At 73.5% G+C, this 18,958-nt stretch carries 15 protein-coding genes and 1 pseudogene; 15 read left to right on the top strand and 1 reads right to left on the bottom strand.

The features are described from left to right. The first annotated feature begins 1 nt into the window (after window position 1). The 4 genes from RB614_RS26225 to RB614_RS26210 are packed head-to-tail and all read left to right on the top strand — an operon-like array spanning window position 2 to window position 6,224. Window positions 2-748, top strand: a complete 747-nt coding sequence (locus RB614_RS26225; RefSeq protein WP_308715298.1) for an aspartate/glutamate racemase family protein — start codon at window positions 2-4, stop codon at window positions 746-748. Window positions 749-788: 40 nt separating this feature from the next. Beyond that, entirely contained in the window at window positions 789-2,855 is a 2,067-nt protein-coding gene (locus RB614_RS26220) for a hydantoinase/oxoprolinase family protein (RefSeq protein ID WP_308715297.1), read from the top strand. 8 nt (window positions 2,856-2,863) lie between these two features. After that, complete coding sequence (locus tag RB614_RS26215) at window positions 2,864-4,840, top strand: hydantoinase B/oxoprolinase family protein (RefSeq protein WP_308715296.1); 1,977 nt, start codon at window positions 2,864-2,866, stop codon at window positions 4,838-4,840. After that, window positions 4,827-6,224, top strand: coding sequence for an amidase (locus RB614_RS26210; protein WP_308715295.1), 1,398 nt, complete (start codon window positions 4,827-4,829; stop codon window positions 6,222-6,224). Before RB614_RS26215 ends, RB614_RS26210 begins: the two co-directional genes overlap by 14 nt. Here the strand turns inward: RB614_RS26210 and RB614_RS26205 are convergent. Then, window positions 6,175-7,455, bottom strand: a complete 1,281-nt coding sequence (locus tag RB614_RS26205) for a pyridoxal phosphate-dependent aminotransferase (protein WP_308715294.1) — start codon at window positions 7,453-7,455, stop codon at window positions 6,175-6,177. The genes RB614_RS26210 and RB614_RS26205 overlap by 50 nt on opposite strands. Window positions 7,456-7,560: 105 nt before the next feature. On the opposite strand from RB614_RS26205, the gene RB614_RS26200 reads away from it, so the two are divergent. From RB614_RS26200 to RB614_RS26150, 11 genes and pseudogenes are all read left to right on the top strand, one after another. After that, entirely contained in the window at window positions 7,561-8,487 is a 927-nt protein-coding gene (locus tag RB614_RS26200) for a LysR family transcriptional regulator (protein ID WP_308715293.1), read from the top strand. A 214-nt stretch (window positions 8,488-8,701) separates the two neighbouring features. Continuing rightward, on the top strand, window positions 8,702-9,511 hold the full coding sequence (locus RB614_RS26195; RefSeq protein WP_308715292.1) for an SDR family NAD(P)-dependent oxidoreductase: 810 nt from the start codon (window positions 8,702-8,704) through the stop codon (window positions 9,509-9,511). Next, entirely contained in the window at window positions 9,496-11,106 is a 1,611-nt protein-coding gene (locus tag RB614_RS26190; protein WP_308715291.1) for an acetate--CoA ligase, read from the top strand. The genes RB614_RS26195 and RB614_RS26190 overlap by 16 nt, the downstream gene beginning before the upstream one ends. Continuing rightward, the gene (locus RB614_RS26185; protein WP_308715290.1) at window positions 11,103-13,436 is read left to right on the top strand and encodes a molybdopterin guanine dinucleotide-containing S/N-oxide reductase; all 2,334 of its coding nucleotides are present in this window, start codon (window positions 11,103-11,105) and stop codon (window positions 13,434-13,436) included. The genes RB614_RS26190 and RB614_RS26185 overlap by 4 nt, the downstream gene beginning before the upstream one ends. Next, window positions 13,417-13,932 (top strand): OsmC family protein, encoded by a 516-nt coding sequence (locus RB614_RS26180; RefSeq protein ID WP_308715289.1) that lies wholly within the window; start codon window positions 13,417-13,419, stop codon window positions 13,930-13,932. The genes RB614_RS26185 and RB614_RS26180 overlap by 20 nt, the downstream gene beginning before the upstream one ends. Before the next feature lie 40 nt (window positions 13,933-13,972). Then, complete coding sequence (locus RB614_RS26175) at window positions 13,973-14,881, top strand: ABC transporter permease (RefSeq protein WP_308715288.1); 909 nt, start codon at window positions 13,973-13,975, stop codon at window positions 14,879-14,881. Further along, a complete protein-coding gene (locus RB614_RS26170; RefSeq protein ID WP_308715287.1) occupies window positions 14,874-15,818 on the top strand; it encodes an ABC transporter permease in 945 nt (314 codons plus the stop codon). The genes RB614_RS26175 and RB614_RS26170 overlap by 8 nt, the downstream gene beginning before the upstream one ends. Beyond that, the gene (locus RB614_RS26165) at window positions 15,815-16,822 is read left to right on the top strand and encodes an ABC transporter ATP-binding protein (RefSeq protein ID WP_308715286.1); all 1,008 of its coding nucleotides are present in this window, start codon (window positions 15,815-15,817) and stop codon (window positions 16,820-16,822) included. Before RB614_RS26170 ends, RB614_RS26165 begins: the two co-directional genes overlap by 4 nt. After that, window positions 16,819-17,853, top strand: a complete 1,035-nt coding sequence (locus RB614_RS26160; RefSeq protein WP_308715285.1) for an ABC transporter ATP-binding protein — start codon at window positions 16,819-16,821, stop codon at window positions 17,851-17,853. The genes RB614_RS26165 and RB614_RS26160 overlap by 4 nt, the downstream gene beginning before the upstream one ends. A 52-nt stretch (window positions 17,854-17,905) precedes the next feature. Next, window positions 17,906-18,673: an SDR family NAD(P)-dependent oxidoreductase gene (locus RB614_RS26155; RefSeq protein ID WP_308715284.1), complete on the top strand. Its 768-nt coding sequence runs from the start codon at window positions 17,906-17,908 to the stop codon at window positions 18,671-18,673. A 111-nt stretch (window positions 18,674-18,784) separates the two neighbouring features. Further along, window positions 18,785-18,958, top strand: a pseudogene (locus tag RB614_RS26150) (NF041680 family putative transposase); the annotation flags it as partial.

Raw genomic sequence — 18,958 nt, 5'->3', positions numbered from 1 at the left:
CATGGCCCGCCGTATTCTCCTGATCAACCCCGTCGGGGTGGACATCTTCGACCAGCTCACCGTCGACCTGGTCCGGCCGGACCTGCGCGAGGACACCGAGGTCGTCTGCCGCAGCCTCGACGGCGTACCGCGCACGCCGCACCTGGCCAGCCCGGCCGAGTTCCACAACCAGCTGATCACGATGGTGGCCGGCGCGGCCGCCGAGGGCTTCGACGCGGTGGGCGTCTCCTGCTGCGGCGACCCGGCGCTGTCGGCCTGCAAGTCGGTCTCGTCGATCCCGGTGACCGCGCCGTTCGAGGCGGTCTGCGCGGCAGCCCGGTCGCTCGGCCCGTTCGCCGTGCTGCGCCGCACGCTCCCGCCCGCCTTCGCCGCCACGATGCCGACCCAGCGCAACGGCCACTGGATGCGCCACCTGGTGCGCTCGTACGGCGTGGCGCCGGACGACGTGACGTTCCGGACCGTACCGGTGGTCAGCCACCCGAGCCCGGCGGAGGTCGCCGACCTGGCGGTCCGGGACCCCGACCTGCTGCGGGAGAAGGTGCTCGCCGCGATGGCGGAGGCGGCCACCGGCCCCGGCCTGAAGCAGACCCTCGCCGCCGCCGAGGAGGACGGCGCCGCCGCGGTCTTCTTCGCCTGCACCTTCTGGGGCGGGCTGCTCGGCCCGGTACGCGAGCAGTCGCCCGTCCCGGTGCTGGACCCGCTGACCGTGGTGGCCAAGTACACCGAGTACCTCGCGACGATCGTGTGATCCGGCCGGCCAGTAGGACTGAGTGAAGGAGAGCGCCGCAGTGGCATCGGGTTTGACCCTGGGAGTGGACGTCGGTGGCACGTTCACCGACTTCATCGTCGTCGACGAGGCCGGCGCCGTGCACTGCTTCAAGGTGCCGAGCACGCCGTCGCGGCCGGCGCGGAGCACGATCACCGGCTTCGGCGAGATCGTCCGCGAGCTGGGGCTGTCGGCGGAGCGGCTGGCCGCGATGCAGCACACCCACAGCAGCACCATCGCCACCAACGCGGTCATCGAGCGGCGCGGTCCGGCGATCGGGGTACTGGTGACCGACGGCTTCCGCGACCTGTTCGAGCTGCAGCGGCTGGCCGTACCGGACCCGCTGCGCTACGACTCGCAGCGGCCGACCCCGCTGGTGGCCCGGTCGCTGGTCGCCGAGGTGACCGAGCGGATGGGCTTCGACGGCGGCACCGTCACCCCGCTGGACGAGGAGCAGCTGGTCGAGCAGGCCCGGCGGCTGCGCGCCCGCGGCTGCGAGAGCTTCGTGGTCTGCTTCCTGCACGCGTACGTCAACGGCGCGCACGAGGCGGCCGCCCGCGAGGTGCTGCGCCGCGAGTTCCCGGACGTGCCGGTGGAGGTCTCCTCCGAGGTGTGGCCGCAGGCCCGCGAGTACGAGCGGGCCACCCTCACCGTCATCAACGCCTCGATCCGCCCGATCATGCAGGCGTACCTGGACGAGATCGCCGAGGGGATGCGCGGGCACGGGCTGGCCAACGAGGCCACCATCGCCCGTTCCAACGGCGGCATGCAGCGGGCGCACACGATCCGCGCCTGGCCGGTGGCCGCGCTGCTGTCCGGACCGGCGGCCGGCGTCGCCGGGGCGGCCCGCGCGGCGGCCGAGTCCGGCTGGGACCGGGCCGACCTGATCACCATCGACGTCGGCGGCACAAGCGCCGACATCGGCGTGGTACGGGCCGGCTCCCCGCTGCTGAGCGCCGAGGAGACGATCGCGCAGATGCCGGTCCTGGTGCCGACCATCGCGGTCTCGGCGATCGGCGCCGGCGGCGGCTCGATCATCTGGGTGGACGAGCTGGGCACGCTCAAGGTCGGCCCGCAGAGCCTCGGCGCCGACCCGGCACCGGCCTGCTACGGCAAGCAGACGCACACGCCCGGGCTCTCCGACGCGTTCCTGCTGGCCGGCTGGCTCAGCGACGAGCAGCGGCTCGGCGGCCGGATCGGGCTGTCGCTGGATGGCGCCCGGACCGCGCTGTCCCGGGTCGCCGACCGGATGGGCGCCTCGGTCGAGGACGTCGCCGACGGCGCGGTGCGGATCGCCATCGCGATGATGGCCGCCGAGGCCAGCAAGGTGCTCGCCCGGCGCGGCGTGGACGCGCCGGCGTTCCGGCTGGTCGCCTTCGGCGGGGCGGGGCCGCTGATCGGCGCCCTGCTGGCCGAGGAGATCTACGTCGACTCGGTGCTGATCCCGCCGACGCCGGGGGCGCTGAGCGCGTTCGGGGCGGCCCGCAGCGACCTGGAAGGCGACCTCGTCGCGCCGGTCTACCGCAAGCTGTCGGTCGTCGAGCCCGGTGACGTCGCCGCCGCCTGGAAGTCCACAAAGGACCGTGCCGCCGAGTGGCTCGCCAACGAGCAGGACTCGCTGCCGGTCACCGGGACCGTCGTCTCGTGGTCGCTGGAGATGCGCTACGAGGGGCAGGGCTTCGACGTCAACGTACCGGTCGAGGAGCGGTGGCTCGTCGACGGTGACGCGGCCGCGCTCGGCGAGGCGTTCCACCGGGCGCACGAGGCGACGTTCGGGCACGCCAGCCGCGGCAGCGACATCTGGGTCAAGGAGATGCGCGCCCACCTGGTCAGCGTCGTCGCCAAGCCGGAGAGCGTGCACATGGCCGGTACCGGCCGCACCGGCGACCCGGTGCTGGGCCGGCGGGAGATCCGGCTCGCCGGCGGGACGGTCACCGCGACCGTGTACGACCGGGCGCTGCTCGCGGCCGGGCAGGAGCTCACCGGCCCGGCGATCGTCGAGCAGATGGACACCACGGTGCTGGTGCCGACCGGCTGGCGGGCCGAGGTCGACCCGTCCGGCTCGCTGCAGCTGCACCGGGTCAAGTGAGGAGACCGATGGGCATCGAGACAACCGTCGTGGACGAGGTCCTGGCGAACCTCTTCCAGGCCATCGTGGACGACATGGCCGCGATGACGCTGCGCTCCGCGTACACCACGTTCGTCAAGGAGACCGAGGACTTCGGCACCGGTCTGATCACTGTGGACGGTGACCTGGTCGCCTACCCGGGCTCGCTGGGCGCCAAGACCGCGATGGGCGTACCGCTGGCGGCCGGCGTCGACCCGCGGTACGGGTGGGAGGAGGGGGACATCCTCATCACCAACGACCCGTACTTCACCGAGGGCATGGTCACCCACCTCAACGACATGTACGTGTTCAAGCCGGTCTTCGCCGGCGGCGAGCTGGTCTGCTTCTCCTGGGGCTTCATCCACTGCACCGACGTGGGTGGCGCGGTGCCGGGCAGCATCACCTTCCACAGCCACGAGATCTACCAGGAAGGGCTGCGGCTGCGGCCGGTCAAGCTCTACAAGCGGGGCGTGCTCAACGAGGACGTGCGGCACATCTTCGAGGACAACTGCCGGATCCCGGTGGACAACTGGGGCGACATCTCGGCGCTGATCGCCGCGGTCAACTCCGGCGAGAAGCGGGTGCTCGGCCTGGTCGACAAGTACGGCCGGGAGGCGGTCACCCGGGCCATGTCCGCCACCATCGACACCACCGAGCGGCTGGCCCGCAGTGCGCTGCGGCGGATCCCGGCCGGCGAGTACCGGTTCACCGAGTTCTTCGAGGACGACTACGTCTCCGGCGTACCCGTGAAGATCGAGGTCTGCCTGCGCACCGCCGGCGACGGGTCGGTGACGCTGGACTTCACCGGCTCGGACCCGAAGGTGCGCTCCGCGCTCAACCTCGCCGCCGGCGGCCAGCCGCACCACCCGTTCCTGTGCCGGGCCATCATCAACTTCGTCGGTACGTTCGCGCCCGGGATCCGGCTCAACGTCGGCATCCTGCGCTGCGTCGACCTCGTCCTGCCGCCGGGGTCCGTCGTGGACGCTCCCGAGCCGAGCGCGTGCGGGCTGCGGATCGGCACGGTACTGAAGGTGCACGACGCGGTGCTGGGCTGCCTGGCCCAGGCTCTGCCGGAGTCGGTACCGGCCGCCGGCGCCGGGCAGGTCGTCATCACGTACGTGTCCACATCGGACCTCGGCCGCGCCGGCCGGGTCGTGGTCGCCAACCCGGTGCAGGGCGGCTCCGGCGGCGGACCGGCGATGGACGGTGTCTCCGGTGCCGACCGGCCGGTGGCGTTCCTGAAGAACGTGCCGGTCGAGGTGCTGGAGGCGGAGGCGCCGGTCCGGGTCCGCCGCTTCGGCCTGCGCCCCGACTCCGAAGGGCCGGGGCAGTTCCGCGGCGGCTTCGGCATCCGCTTCGACGTCGAGCTCACCGCGCCGAACGCCACGCTCGTCATGCGCGGCCAGGACCGGCACGTGTTCAACCCGTGGGGGGTGCACGGCGGGCACGCCGGCAGCAACGCCGGCTGCTTCTCCACCACCGGCGGCGAACCGGTCTACCTCGGCAAGACCAACCTGCACCGGCCCGCGCTCGGCGAGACGATCAGCATCTTCGGCGCCGGCGGCGGCGGGTACGGCGACCCGCTCGACCGGGACCCGGCCCGGGTCCTCGCCGATCACGTCAACGGCTTCGTCTGCGCCGAACGGGCCCGCGAATGCTACGGCGTGGTCCTCGTGGACGAGGCGGTCGACGAGGACGCCACCGCCCTGCTGCGCGACCTGATGCGGGCCGAGCGCGGCGAGCGCGGCTGGGTCGACCTCGGCGCCGCCCGCCGGGACTGGCAGGAGCGCAACGGCCTGGCCAGCCGGCTCGTCACCGAATGGGTGTGGAGCCTGCCGCCGGCGGTACGCACCGACGCCAAGGTCTTCGCGTTCCAGGGCCTGGCCAAGCTCGGCGACGGCCCGTACACCGAGCAGGACGTCCGCTCCGTGCTCGCGTCGGCCGGCGGGCTCGGTGCCAGCCGCTGAGCCGCACCTGCTGCCGGCGTGGCGGCTGGTCCGGCTGCTGCGCGCCGGCGAGCTCTCCCCGGTCGAGGTGACCACCCACTTCCTGGACCGGATCGAGCGGCTCGACGGCGACCTGCACTGCTTCGTGACGGTCGACCGGGAGGGAGCCCTGGCGGACGCGCGGGCCCTGGAACGGCGCGGCGCCGGCCCCCTCTACGGGCTGCCCGTCGCGGTCAAGGACCAGTACCTGACCCGCGGGCTGCGCACCACCGGCGGCTCGGCGCTCTACCGCGACCGGGTGCCGGACGAGGACGCGGCCTGCGTCGAGCGGATCCGGGCCGCCGGCGGGATCGTGCTCGGCAAGACGAACACCCCGGAGTTCGGGCTGCACTGGCGGACGCTCAACCGGGTCGCGCCGGAGACCCGGAACCCGTGGGACACCGGCCGCTCGCCCGGCGGTTCCAGTGGCGGGTCGGCCGCGGCGGTCGCGGCCGGCCTGGCCCCGCTCGCGCTCGGCAGCGACTGCGCCGGCTCGATCCGGCTGCCGGCCGCGTTCTGCGGCGTGACCGGGATCCTGCCCGGCAACGGCCTGGTACCGCGGCACGGCGGGCTCGGCGGGTCGTTGCGGTTCACCGGCATCGGCCCGATCGCCCGCGGCGTCCGGGACGCCGCGCTGCTGCTGGAGGTCCTGGCCGGCTACGACCCGCGCGACCCGACCGGCCGGCGCGACGCCGCCTTCCGCTGGCCGCGCCGGCGCGGCGTACGCGACCTGCGGGTGGCCTGGTGGTCGCCGGGCGTCGAGGCGGGCGGGGACGCCCGGGTGGTCGCCGCGGTACGGGCCGCGGCCGCCCGGATCGCCGAGGCCGGCGCGCACTTCGACGACCCGGGACTGGTCCTCGGCGACGAGGAGTGCCAGGCGGCGTTCAGCCGCATGACGTATGCCGACCGGTACGCCCTGCAGGGCCGGGAACTGCTCGCCGACCCCGGGACGGCGGCCGAGTTGACGCCGCTCGTGCGCCAGCGGTTCGAGGCCGGCGGGCGGGTCACCGGCGCCGAGTACGCCGAGGCCCTCGCCGTCCGCTTCCGGGCCGTGCAGCGGCTGGCGGACGCGTTCGACCGGTACGACGTGCTGGCTGGCCCGACGGTCGGGTTCACCGCCGTGGCGCCGCCGGCCGGCGACTGGACCTGGCGGCCGGCCGGCATCACCGACCACACGTACCTGGCCAACTTCGCCGGCGTGCCCGCGGTGAGCGTGCCGTGCGGGCTCGTCGACGGCCTGCCGGTCGCCGTCCAGCTCATGGCCCGCACCGAGGCGACCGCGGTACGGGCCGCGGCCGCCCTGGAGGACCTGCTCGTCACGCGTACTTCGCGACCATCCGCTCCAGGCGCTCCAGCCCTTCGGTGAGGGCGCCGTACCCGGGGCCGAAGGAGAAGCGCATCCACGAGGCGTACGGGCTCGCGCCGCGGCGCCGGCGTCCCGGGTTCACGTCGAACAGCTGCCCGGGAACGGTGATCACCTTGAACTCCAGGGCCCGGCGGAAGAACTCCATGCCGTCGTTCAGCGGCGCGGGGAGCCGGTCCAGGCAGCCCCAGACGTAGAACGTGCCGGCCGGTTCGGCGTCGACCGCCACGCCCATGCGGCGCAGGGCGGCCACGGCGTGGTTGCGCTTGCGGGTGAACTCCGCGCGCACCGCCGCGGTCTCCCGCCGGGCGTACCCGGGCTCCAGCGCGGCGAGCGCGGCCCGCTGGACCACCCGCGACGGCCCGCCGTCCATGGCGCTGCCGACCCGGTCGAGCACCGCGATCGTGGCGGGCGGCCCGAGCACCCAGCCCAGGCGCCAGCCGGGGTACCGGAAGTTCTTGGTCAGCCCGTCGAAGACCAGTACGTCGTCGGTGTCCGGGTCGCTCACGTGGGCGGCGGCGCTGACCGGCCCGGCGGCGGGCAGCCAGGCCCCGTCCGGACCGGGCGCGTAGTGGTAGTGGCTGTAGAACTCGTCCACCAGCAGGGCGCAGCCGGCCTCACCCGCGTACCGGACCAGCGCGTCGAGGCGGTCGCCGGCGATCACCGCGCCGGTCGGGTTGCACGGGTTGGAGAGCAGGAACGCGCCGACCCCCGAGCGCTCGACCAGCCCGGCGAGGTCGCCCGTGCCGAGCCGGAAGCCCTCCTCGGGCCGGGTGCGCACCGGTACCGGCGTGACCCGGGACAGGTGCAGGCTCAGCATGTCCTCGTACGCGGAGTAGTCCGGCAGCATGTACCCGACGTTCGTCTCGCCGAGCGCGGCCAGCGCCCGGCTGAGCGCCAACCGTCCACCTTGGACAATGGCCACGTGGTCGGCGGTGTACCGGCCGGGCAGGCCCGCGCGGAACGTGTCGTTGTAGTACGCGGCCACCGCCTCGCGCACCGTCCGGGTGCCGCTGACCGGCCCGTACGCGTGGTCCTCCGGCGCGAGGTCCACCCGGCTGATCCGCTCCGGCGCGCCGGGCAGCGGGCCGACCTCCGGCTGTCCCTGGCCGAGGTTGACCCAGTCCGGGTCGCCCAGTTCGAAGCCGACCTTCGCCGCCTCGTCCAGCACGAAGATCACCCCCATGAACGGGACGTCGCGCAGGTGTGCGGGTGGTGTCGCGGCGATGGTCACGGTGGTCCCCTTCTCCCGGCTTCCCTCGCATGCTCGGCGCCGGCGACCTGGTGCCACAAGACGCGGGTATCTTTCGGACCGGTAAGTTCTGGTTATGATCCGCCAATGATCGACATGCGGCAGCTGGTCATGTTCCGGCAGGTCGTGGAGAGTGGCTCGTTCTCGGCGGCGGCCCGGGAGATGCGCTGTACCCAGCCCGCGGTGAGCCAGCAGATGCGGGCGCTGGAGCGCGGCGTGGGCGGTCCGCTGTTCGCCCGGGTCGGCCGCGGCCTGCAGCTGACCGAGGCGGGGCAGGCGCTGGCCCGGTACGCGGCCGAGATCCTCGACGGCGTCGCGGTGGCGCAGCAGCGGGTCCGGGCGATCGCCACCGAGATGGGCACGGTACGGCTCTGCGCCTTCCCCAGCGCCAACGCCACCCTGGTGCCGAAGGCCGCCGCCGCGCTCAAGGAACGCCACCCGCACCTGCGCCTGGAGCTGCTGGAGGACGAGCCGCCCCAGTCGTACCAGGCGCTGCGGCAGGCGCGGTGCGACGTGGTGGTCGCCTTCACCTACGAGCCCGGCAAGATCGTGCCGGCCGACGTCGGGATGCTGGAGGTGCCGCTGCTCGCCGACCCGCTGGTACTGCTCGTGCCGGCCGGCCACCCGCTCGGCGAGCGCGCGTCGGTGGCCCTGGCCGAGCTGGCCGGCGCCACCTGGATCGCCGGCTGCCCGCGGTGCCGCCAGCAGTTCCTCAAGGTCTGCCAGGACGCCGGGTTCAGCCCGTCGATCGCCTGCGCCACCGACGACAACATGGCGCTGCAGGGCCTGGTCGCGGCCGGGCTGGGGATCGCGCTGGTACCGGCACTGGTGCTCGCGTTCATGCGCCACCCCGAGGTGACGGCGGTGCCGGTGGAGCCGGTCGGGCGCCGGCGGGTCTCCGCGTACACCTGGCCGGACCTGGCCCGCGGCAGTGCGGTCGCCGCCACGCTCACCGCCCTCCAGGACGCGGCCCGCCGCCTGGAGGTCCCGTCCGGCACCCTCGCCCTCACCTGACCGCCGCGTGAGCGCGCGTAGGGAGCGGCGGTGCGAGTAGCCATCCAGGTAGGCAGCTCGTTCGATCGAAAACGATAACTATTAAGAGTGCGTTCCGGGCTCTGTACCGACCGTCCGGTCTAGTGTAACGTCGCCCTGGCCGGGGAGCGTGACGGGCGTCTCCCCGGCCCGCGGCGACGCGGGTCGACCGGCACGAGAGGTGACCGAGCGGAACATGACGAATCAGAACGCCGTACGCGACGCCGAGGCCGGCACCGTGACCGCCGGCGGCCCGGACCTGACCGGAAAGGTCGCCTGGGTCACCGGAGCCGGCCGGGGGCTGGGGCGGGCGATCGCCGCCGGCCTCGCCGCGGCCGGTGCCCGCGTCGCGCTCACCGCGCGCACCGCCGAGCAGCTCGAGGACGTCGCCGGGGAGATCGACGCCCGTACCGGGATGCCGGCCCTGGTCCTGCCCGGCTCGGTCGCCGACCCGGCGGCGGTCGCGGACCATGCCGCCCGCGTGGTGGCCGAGCTGGGGCAGCTGGACGTGCTGGTCAACGCGGCCGGGGTCAGCCCGTCGGTGGTCCGCAGCGAGCTGCTGGCCGACGCCGACTGGCAGCAGATCCTCGACATCAACCTGACCGGCACCTTCTACTGCTGCCGGGAGGCGGGCCGGCACATGCTGGCCGCCGGCTCGGGCAGCATCGTCAACGTCTCCTCGGTGCACGGCCACACCGGCGTCGAGCGGATGTGCGCGTACGCGGCGAGCAAGGGCGGGGTCGAGCAGCTGACCCGCGCGCTGTCGGTGGAGTGGGCCGGCCGGGGGGTGCGGGTCAACTGCCTCGCCCCGGGCTACTTCCGCACCCAGCTCACCGAGGCGTACATGGCCAGCCGGCACGGCGCCCAGGTGCTGTCCCGGATCCCGATGGCCCGCATGGGGGAGAGCGGCGAGCTGGTCGGCGCGGCGGTCTTCCTGGCCAGCGACGCCTCCTCGTACGTGACCGGCGCGAGCCTGCTGGTCGACGGCGGATGGACCGCGCAGTGACCGCCGCGCCGTGGGACTGGGACGCGCACGCGCGGGCGGCCGGCGCCCGGTCCGACGGCACGTTCAACGCCGCCACCATGCGCCTGCCCGAGCAACGGGCGGTGATCTGGCGCCGCGCGGACGGCACCGCCACCGCGTACTCCGCCGCGCAGCTGCGCCGCCGCGCCGGGGAGATGGCCGCCGTCCTCGCCGAGCTCGGGGTCGGGCGGGGTGACCGGGTCGCCGGGCTGATCGGGCGCCGGCCGGCCTCGTTCTGCGCGGCGCTGGCCACCTGGTGGCTGGGCGCGGTCTACGTGCCGCTGTTCACCGGGTTCGGCGGCGACGGGCTGCGGGTACGGCTGGCCGACAGCGGGCCGAAGGTGGTCTTCACCGACGCGGCCAGCCGGGACGGGCTCGGCGCGGTGCGGGAGGGGCTGCCCGCCTTCGAGGTGATCGTCGTGGGTGGCCCGGCCGGCGACGGCGACCTGGCGCTGGACGCGGTCCTGGCCCGGCCGCGCACCGCTCCGGCCATTGTGGACACAGGGCTGCACGACCCGTCGACCATCATGTACACCTCGGGCACCACCGGGCGCCCCAAGGGCTGCCTGATCCCGCACGCCGCGATCGTGAGCCTGCTGCCGTACGTGCGGCACTGCCTCGCCGTCGGCCCGGGCGACGTGCTCTTCTCCGGCGCGGACGCGGGCTGGTCGTTCGGGCTCTTCACCACCGGCCTGGCCCCGATGTCGCAGGGCGTGAGCCGGGTGATGTACGAGGGGCCGTTCAGCACGCCGGGCTGGTGGGCGTGCGTACGGGAGCAGGGCGCGACGCACGTGGCCGCCGCGCCGACCGCGTTCCGCCAGCTCGCCACGGGGGGCGCCGAGCTGGTGCCGGCCGAGTTCACGGCGGCGACCAGTGCCGGTGAACCGCTGGACGAGCCGACCGTCCGCTGGTTTCAGGAGCACGCCGGCGTGGTGGTGCACGACAGCTACGGCCTGTCCGAGCTCGGCATGGTCACCGGCAACCTGCGCGAGCCGCCGTACCCGCCGGTCGCACCCGGGTCGATGGGGGTCGCGCTGCCCGGGTTCGAGGTGGCGCTGCTGGACGAGCGGGGCAACCCGGTCAGCGGCGAGGCGACCGGCCGGGTCGCGGTACGCGACAACGGCTTCTTCCTCAGCCGCGGCTACTGGGGCCGGCAGGCGGAGTGGGACGCCCGTGTCGTGGACGGCTGGTTCCGCACCGAGGACCTGGCCCGCCGCGACGAGCAGGGCCGGTTCTGGTACGTGGGGCGCGCCGACGACATGATCGTCACGGCCGGCTACAACGTCGGGCCGAACGAGGTGGAGACCGCGCTGCTGGACCACCCGCTGGTCGTGGACGCGGCCTGCGTGGGCGAGGCCGACCCGGTCAAGGGCCAGGTGGTCGCCGCGCACGTGGTGCTCGGCGCGCCGGCCCCGGACGACCTGCTCGCCGAGCTGCGCCGCTGGGTGGGGGAGCGGATCGGCTGGCACGCCGCGCCGCGGCGGGTGCACGTGCGGCCGCAGCTGCCGCGCACCGCGAGCGGGAAGGTGCAGCGGCACCTGCTGCGGGCCGGCGACGCAGGAGCGGTGGGGCGATGACCAGCCGGCTGCCGCACAGCTCCCACTGGGGCGCCTTCACCGCCGAGGTCCACGATGGACGGTTGGTGGGGGTGCTGCCGCGCCCGGGCGACCCGGAGCCGTCGCCGCTGCTGTCCGGCATCGCCGATGCGCTCCACGCCGACGTGCGGGTCGCGGCCCCGGCGGTACGGCGCGGCTGGCTGGAGCAGGGCCCCGGCGCGACCTCCGAGCGGCGCGGCGCGGACGACTTCGTCGAGGTGGGCTGGGACCGCGCGCTCGACCTCGTCGCGGCCGAGCTGGACCGGGTACGGCGCGAGCACGGCAACCCGGCGATCTTCGGCGGCTCGTACGGCTGGGCCAGCGCCGGCCGCTTCCACCACGCCAAGACCCAGCTCGCCCGCTTCCTCAACCTCTTCGGCGGCTGCACGGACCAGAAGTACAACTACAGCTACGCGGCGGCCTCGGCGATCCTGCCGCACGTGGTCGGCACCGGCGGCCCCACCGCCGGCGAGGTGACCTCCTGGGACGTGATCGCCGAGCACACCCGGCTGTGGGTGATGTTCGGCGGCGCGCCGCTGAAGAACGCGCAGGTCGAGTCCGGCGGCATCACCCGCCACTCGGCGGCGCACTGGCTGCGCGCCGCGCGGGACAACGGCACCCGGTTCGTGGCGGTGACCCCGATCCGGGACGACGTCGCCGGCTTCCTCGACGCGGCGTGGCTGCCGGTACGCCCCAACACCGACACCGCCGTCATGCTCGGCCTGGCCCACACGCTGCTCGTCGAAGACCGCTACGACCGCGACTTCGTCGCCCGCTACTGCGTCGGCTTCGACCGCTTCCGCCGGTACCTGGAAGGTGCCGACGACGGCCGTCCCAAGAGCGCCGAGTGGGCCGCGGCCATCGCCGGTATCGACGCCGGGGCGCTGCGCGACCTGGCCCGCCGGATGGTCGCCGAGCGCACGATGATCACCTCCACCTGGTCGTTGCAGCGGGCCGACCACGGCGAGCAGCCGTTCTGGATGACCGTCGTGCTCGCCGCCATGGTCGGGCAGATCGGGCTCCCCGGCGGCGGGTTCGGCTTCGCGTACGGCGACACCGCCGGCATGGGCAACCGGCGCTACCCGTTCCCGGCGCCCGCGCTGCCGGCCGGCGTCAACCCCGCCGGCAGCACGATCCCGGTCGCCCGGATCGCCGACATGCTGCTGCACCCGGGCGAGCCGTACGACTTCGACGGCGAAAGGCGCCGGTACCCGGACATCCGGCTGGTCTACTGGGCCGGCGGCAACCCGTTCCACCACCACCAGGACCTCAACCGGCTGCTGCGCGGCTGGCGCCGGCCGGAGACGGTGGTCGTGCACGAGCCGTGGTGGACCGCGACCGCCCGGCACGCCGACATCGTGCTGCCGGCCACCACCACCCTGGAACGCAACGACATCGGCGCCTCCTCCCGGGACGACGCGATCGTGGCGATGCACCAGGCGGTCGAGCCGGTCGGGCAGGCCCGCCACGACTTCGACATCCTCGCCGGGCTCGCCGGGCGGCTCGGCTTCCGCGACGCGTTCACCGAGGGGCGCGACGAGGCGGCCTGGCTGCGCCACCTGTACGAGCGCAGCCGCCGCGCCGCCGCCCGCAACGGCGCCGAGCTGCCCGAGTTCGACGAGTTCTGGGCGCGCGGCCACGCCGACGTGCCCGGCACCCGCAGCTTCGTACTGTTCGAGGCGTTCCGCTCCGACCCGGCGGCGCACCCGCTGCGTACCCCCTCCGGCCGCATCGAGATCTTCTCCGCGACCATCGAGGGCTTCGGGTACGACGACTGCCCGCCGCACCCCACCTGGCTGGAGCCGGCGGAGTGGCTCGGCGCGGCGCAGGCGGCCCGCCACCCGCTGCACCTGATCTCCAACCAGCCGCGCACCCGGCTGCACGGCCAGCTCGACATGGGTCGGGTCAGCCGGGACAGCAAGGTGAACGGCCGCGAACCCTGCCGGCTCAACCCGTCCGACGCCGCCGCCCGCGCCATCCGCGACGGTGACCTGATCCGGCTCTTCAACGACCGCGGCGCGTGCCTGGCCGGCGCCGTACTGACCGACGCGGTGCGCCCCGGCGTGGTCGAGCTCGCCACCGGCGCCTGGTACGACCCGCGCGAGCCGGGCACGGTCGGCGCCCTCGACCTGCACGGCAACCCCAACGTCCTCACCGCCGACCACGGCACGTCCCGGCTGGGCCAGGGGCCGAGCGCGCACAGCGCCCTGGTCCAGGCCGAGCGCTTCGACGGCGACGCGCCCCCGGTCGCGGTGCTCCGCGTGACCCCCGTTTCCGATGAAGGGAAGACCGATGGCGCAGATGGCTCTTGAGCAGATACCCGCGGACAAGCTCGACCGCGTCGACCGGATCACGGTGAGCACCCGGTACCTGGGGCGCTACCAGTCGGTCAGCTCCATCCGCGACGTGCCGGAGGTCTTCATCGACGAGCCGGAGTCGATGGGCGGGGCCAACTCCGGCCCGACCGCGCTGGAGTCGACGCTCGCCGCGCTCAACGCCTGCTCGGCGATGATCATGTTCCTGGTACGCAAGGAGATGAAGTTCGACCTCGGCGGGGTGCGCTTCCAGACCGACGGCTGGGTCGACAAGCGCAGCGTCGAGATGCGCCGTACCAAGCAGCCGTACTCGGCCATCCCGCCGCTCACCGAGCACTACTTCAAGGTCGAGCAGAACGTGTACATCACCACCTCCGAGACGGGGGAACGGCTGGACCACTTCCGCGGCGAGGTGCTGCGGCTCTGCCCGATGCACGCGCTGCTGCGCGACGCGGGCGTACCGGTCGAGTCACAGTGGACGATCGAGAGCTGAGGCGGCCGGCCCGGCCCGGAGGCACGCCATGATGGGATACGTGACGCGGCGGCTGCTGATCGCCGTACCGACGCTGGTCGGGGTCGCGGTCGTCAGCTTCCTGCTGATGCGGCTGATCCCCGGCGACCCGGCCCGGGTGCTCGCCGGCCCGGACGCGACCGCGGCCGACGTCGAGCTGATCCGCCGCCAGTTCGGCTTCGACAAGCCGGTGCTCAACCAGTTCCTGGACTACATGGGACGGTTGGCGACCGGCGACCTGGGCCGCTCGGCCCGTACCGGAGACTCGGTGCTCGCCGAGATCCTGGCCCGCCTGCCGTACACGGTGATGCTGGCCGTGCTCGCGACCCTGCTCGCGGTCCTGGTCGGCTGCACCCTCGGGGTGATCGCGGCGGTCCGCCGCGAAGGCCTCGCCGACCTGGTCCTGTCCGGGCTCTCGGTCTTCGGCGTCTCCATGCCGGTCTACTGGGTCGGCCTGCTGCTGGTCATCCTCTTCTCGGTCAACCTCGGCTGGCTGCCGGCCGCCGGCGCGGAGTCCTGGCAGGGCTACATCCTGCCGACCGTCACGCTGTCCTTCTTCACCATCGGCTTCATCTCCCGGCAGATGCGCTCGGCGATGGTGGAGACGATGGAGATGGACTTCATCCGCACCGTACGGGCCAAGGGCGTCGCGCGGTGGGCGGTCGTCCTGCGGCACGCCGTACGCAACGCCGCCCTGCCCGTGGTGACGGTGATCGGGCTCCAGTTCGGACAGTTGCTCGGCGGCGCGGTGATCACCGAGACCATCTTCGCCTGGCCGGGCATCGGGCGGCTGCTGGTCGAGTCGATCGGCGCCCGCGACTTCACCACCGTGCAGGGCGCCATCCTCATCTTCGCGGTCGCGCTCATCCTGGTGAACCTGCTGACCGACATCGTGTACGCCTACATCGACCCCAGGATCCGCTATGACTGAGTCGACCGCGCCGCTGGCCCCGCTGCCGGTCGCCGCGCCCCGCCGCGACCACCTGCTGCGCCGGCTGCTGCGCCACCGCAGCTCCCGGCTGGGCCTGATCCTGCTCGCCGGCTACGTCGCCGTGATCGTGGTCGGGCCGCTGCTGGTCGCCGGCAGCCCCACCAGCGACCCGCACTACCAGAACCTCGGCGAGAGCCTCCAGGGCCCGTCGGCCAGCCACTGGCTCGGCACCGACCAGCTCGGCCGGGACGAGCTGGTACGGCTGGTCATCGGCGCCCGGTACACCATCCTCATCGGCATCGGCGCGGTCGTCGCCGGCGTCCTGATCGGGGTGCCGCTCGGCGCGCTCTCCGGCTTCTACCGCGGCTGGGTCGACCTGCTCATCCAGCGGTTCATCGACATCGTCCTGGCGTTCCCGCACTTCCTGCTCGCGCTCGCCCTGGTCGCCGTCCTCGGCCCCGGGCTGCGCAACCTCATCATCGCCGTGGCGCTGGCCTCGTTCCCGCGCTTCGTACGGCTGGTCCGCGCCTCGGTGCTCAGCGTCCGGGAGCAGCCGTTCACCGAGGCGGCGCGGGCGCTCGGCGTCAGCGAGCGGCGGGTGCTGTGGCGGCACGTGCTGCCCAACTCCCTCACGCCGGTCATCGTGCAGGCGCCGCTGGAGCTGGGCAGCGCGATCCTGACCGCATCCGGGCTGGGCTTCCTCGGCCTCGGCGTACGCCAGCCCACCCCGGAGTGGGGCACGATGCTGGGCGAGTCCCGCGACCTGATCTTCAGCAACCCGCGGCTGCTGACCTACCCCGGCCTCTGCATCCTCGGCGCGATCCTCGCCTTCAACCTGCTTGGCGACGGGATGCGCGACGTACTCGACCCGCGGCTGCGCTCGCGCAAGCGGCTGCCGCGGCGCCTGCGCCGACTGTCCGGAAAGGCTGGGCGATGACCGCACTGCTCGACGTCAAGAACCTGCGGACCCACTTCCACACCACCAGCGGCGTGTACCGGGCGGTCGACGGTGTCGACCTGACCGTCCACGCTGGACGGACGCTCTGCGTCGTCGGCGAGTCCGGCAGCGGCAAGAGCGTCACCGCCCTCTCCGTGATGGGGCTGATCGACGCGCCCGGGCAGGTGCAGCCGGGCAGCGAGATCGTCTTCGACGGGCGGGACCTGCTGCGCCTGCCCGAACGGCAGCTCCGGTCGATCCGCGGCCGCGACATCACCATGATCTTCCAGGAGCCGATGACCTCGCTCGACCCGGTCTACACCGTGGGGTACCAGATCGCCGAGGCGGTACGCGCGCACAACGACGTCGACCGCAAAGGCGCGACCGAACGCGCGATCGAGCTGATGCGGCTGGTCGGCATCCCCTCGCCGGAGCGGCGGATCCACGACTACCCGCACCAGATGTCCGGCGGCATGCGGCAGCGCGTGATGATCGCCGCCGCGCTGAGCTGCGACCCCAAGCTGCTCATCGCCGACGAGCCGACCACCGCCCTGGACGTCACGATCCAGGCGCAGATCCTCGAGCTGATGAAGGACCTGCGCGACCGCCTCGGCACCGCCATCCTCATGATCACGCACGACCTCGGCGTGGTCGCGGAGATGGCCGACGACGTCGCCGTCATGTACGCCGGCAAGGTCGTCGAGACCGGCTCGGTGACCGACGTCTTCAACCGGCCGCAGCACCCGTACACCGAGGCGCTGCTGCAGTCCGTGCCGGTGCTGGGCATGAGCAAGGAGCACCCGCTGCGGGTCATCCAGGGCATGGTGCCCAGCCCGCTGAACTGGCCCACCGGCTGCCGCTTCGCGCCCCGCTGCACCGAGGCGTTCGACCGCTGCCGGGAGGAGCTGCCGCCACTGTTCACAGTGGACGACCAGCGGTCGGCGTGCTGGCTGTGCGAGACCGGAGCCCGCGGCTCCGCCGGCGTCGAGGAGATCTACCGATGACCGCCGTCGACCAGAGCGCCCCGCAGCCCCGGGCCGCCGAAGAGGGCGCCGCCCCGCTCGTGTCGGTGCGCGGCGTGCACACCCACTTTCCGGTGCGCGGCGGCGTGCTGCGCCGTACCGTCGGGCAGGTCCGCGCCGTCGACGGCGTCGACCTGGACATCATGCGCGGCGAGACCCTCGGCCTGGTCGGCGAGTCCGGCTGCGGCAAGTCGACGCTCGGCCGCACCATCCTGCGGCTGATCCCGCCGACCAGCGGGCAGATCACCTTCGACGGCACCGACATCACCGGGCTGCGGCCGGAGCGGATGAAGGCGATGCGCCGCCACATGCAGCTGATCTTCCAGGACCCGGTGGGCTCACTCAACCCGCGGATGACCGTCCGCAACATCATCGGCGAGGCGCTGCTCGCGCACGGCTTGCACAGCCGCCAGGAACGCCACGACCAGGTGCGGGACATCATGCGCAGCGTCGGCCTCGACCCGGACGCCGGTGGCCGGTACCCGCACGAGTTCTCCGGCGGCCAGCGCCAGCGCATCGGCATCGCCCGCGCGCTCGTGCTGCGGCCCGGGTTCATCGTCGCCGACGAGCCGGTCTCCGCGCTCGACGTCTCGATCCAGTCCCAGGTGCTCAACCTGCTCGTCGACCTCAAACGCCGGTTCGCCCTGACGTACCTCTTCGTCGCCCACGACCTCGCGGTGGTCGACTACGTCTCCGACCGGGTGGCGGTCATGTACCTGGGCAAGGTGGTGGAGATCGCCGACTCGGTGTCGATCCGCGAGCGGCCGCTGCACCCGTACACGGTCGCGCTGCTCTCCGCGATCCCGCAGCCGCGGCCCGGCGGGGCACGCCAGCGCATCGTGCTCGCCGGCGACGTGCCGAGCCCGCTCGCCCCGCCCTCCGGATGCCGCTTCCGCACCCGGTGCCCGATCGCCCGGCCGGTCTGCGCCGAGCTGGAGCCGCCGCTGGAGTCCAAGGCCCCCGGGCAGAGCGTGGCCTGCCACTTCAGCGGCGAGTTGGAGGTAGCGGCGTGAGCGTTTCGCGTCTCTTGGCGGGTGGCGGCGTGAGCGTTTGGTGGGAGGCGGCGTGAGCGGCGACCTCACCGGCGCGGCGGCGCTGGTCACCGGCGGCGCCTCCGGGCTCGGCCGGGCCACGGCGGCGTCCCTTGTGGACGCCGGCGCGACGGTGGTGCTGGCCGACCTACCCGGCTCGCCCGGCGCCGCGACCGCCGAGGAGCTCGGCCCGCGAGCCGTGTTCTGCCCCACCGACGTCACCGCGGAGGAGGACGTACAGCGGGCGGTCGACACGGCGGCCGCCGCCGGCCCGCTGCGGGTCGTGGTCAACTGCGCCGGCGTCGCCACCCCGGGACGGATACTGGGCCGGCGCGGCCCGCTGCCCCTGGACGCGTTCCGCGCGGTCGTCGAGGTCAACCTGGTCGGCACCTTCAACGTGCTGCGCCTGGCCGCCGCGGCGATGCGCGACAACGAACCGGTCGACGGCGAGCGCGGAGTCGCCGTGCTCACCGCGTCGGTGGCCGCCTTCGAGGGCCAGGTCGGGCAGGCCGCGTACGCCGCCTCGAAGGGTGGCGTCGCCGCGCTCACCATCAGCGCCGCCCGCGACCTCGCCGACGCCGGCATCCGCGTGGTCACCGTCGCGCCCGGCATCTTCGAGACACCCATGCTGCGCGGCCTGCCCGAGCCGGTCCAGCGGTCGCTGGCCGAGCAGGTGCCACACCCCAGCCGGCTCGGCCACCCCGAGGAGTACGCCAAGCTGGTGCGGCACATCGTCGCCAACCGCTACCTCAACGGCGGCGTCATCCGCCTGGACGGCGCGGTCCGCATGGCCCCGCGCTAGCTTGATCTTTAACCTTGACGGTCGGGTGTGGACCCCGGTCGATCATGTGGACAGCCCTTGGTTGATCATTCTTCTTGTCGAGGGAAGAACGTCAACATCCAAGGGCTGTCTGTGGTCAGTGTGCATGATCGACGTCCGGGTGACGCGGTCGGGGACCTGTCGTGGTTTCGGCAGGAGTTGCTGGGCTGTATGTCGCGGCGTGCGGATGCGTTGTTCGAGTTGTGTGACGCGGTGCTGTGCGCCGATGGGCCGGTCCGCTCGTTGGTGGGGTTGTCGTTGGTGGCC

Source organism: Phytohabitans maris (genome assembly GCF_031085175.1).
Taxonomy (GTDB): domain Bacteria; phylum Actinomycetota; class Actinomycetes; order Mycobacteriales; family Micromonosporaceae; genus Phytohabitans; species Phytohabitans maris.
This window is presented reverse-complemented; position numbering and strand designations above follow the sequence as displayed.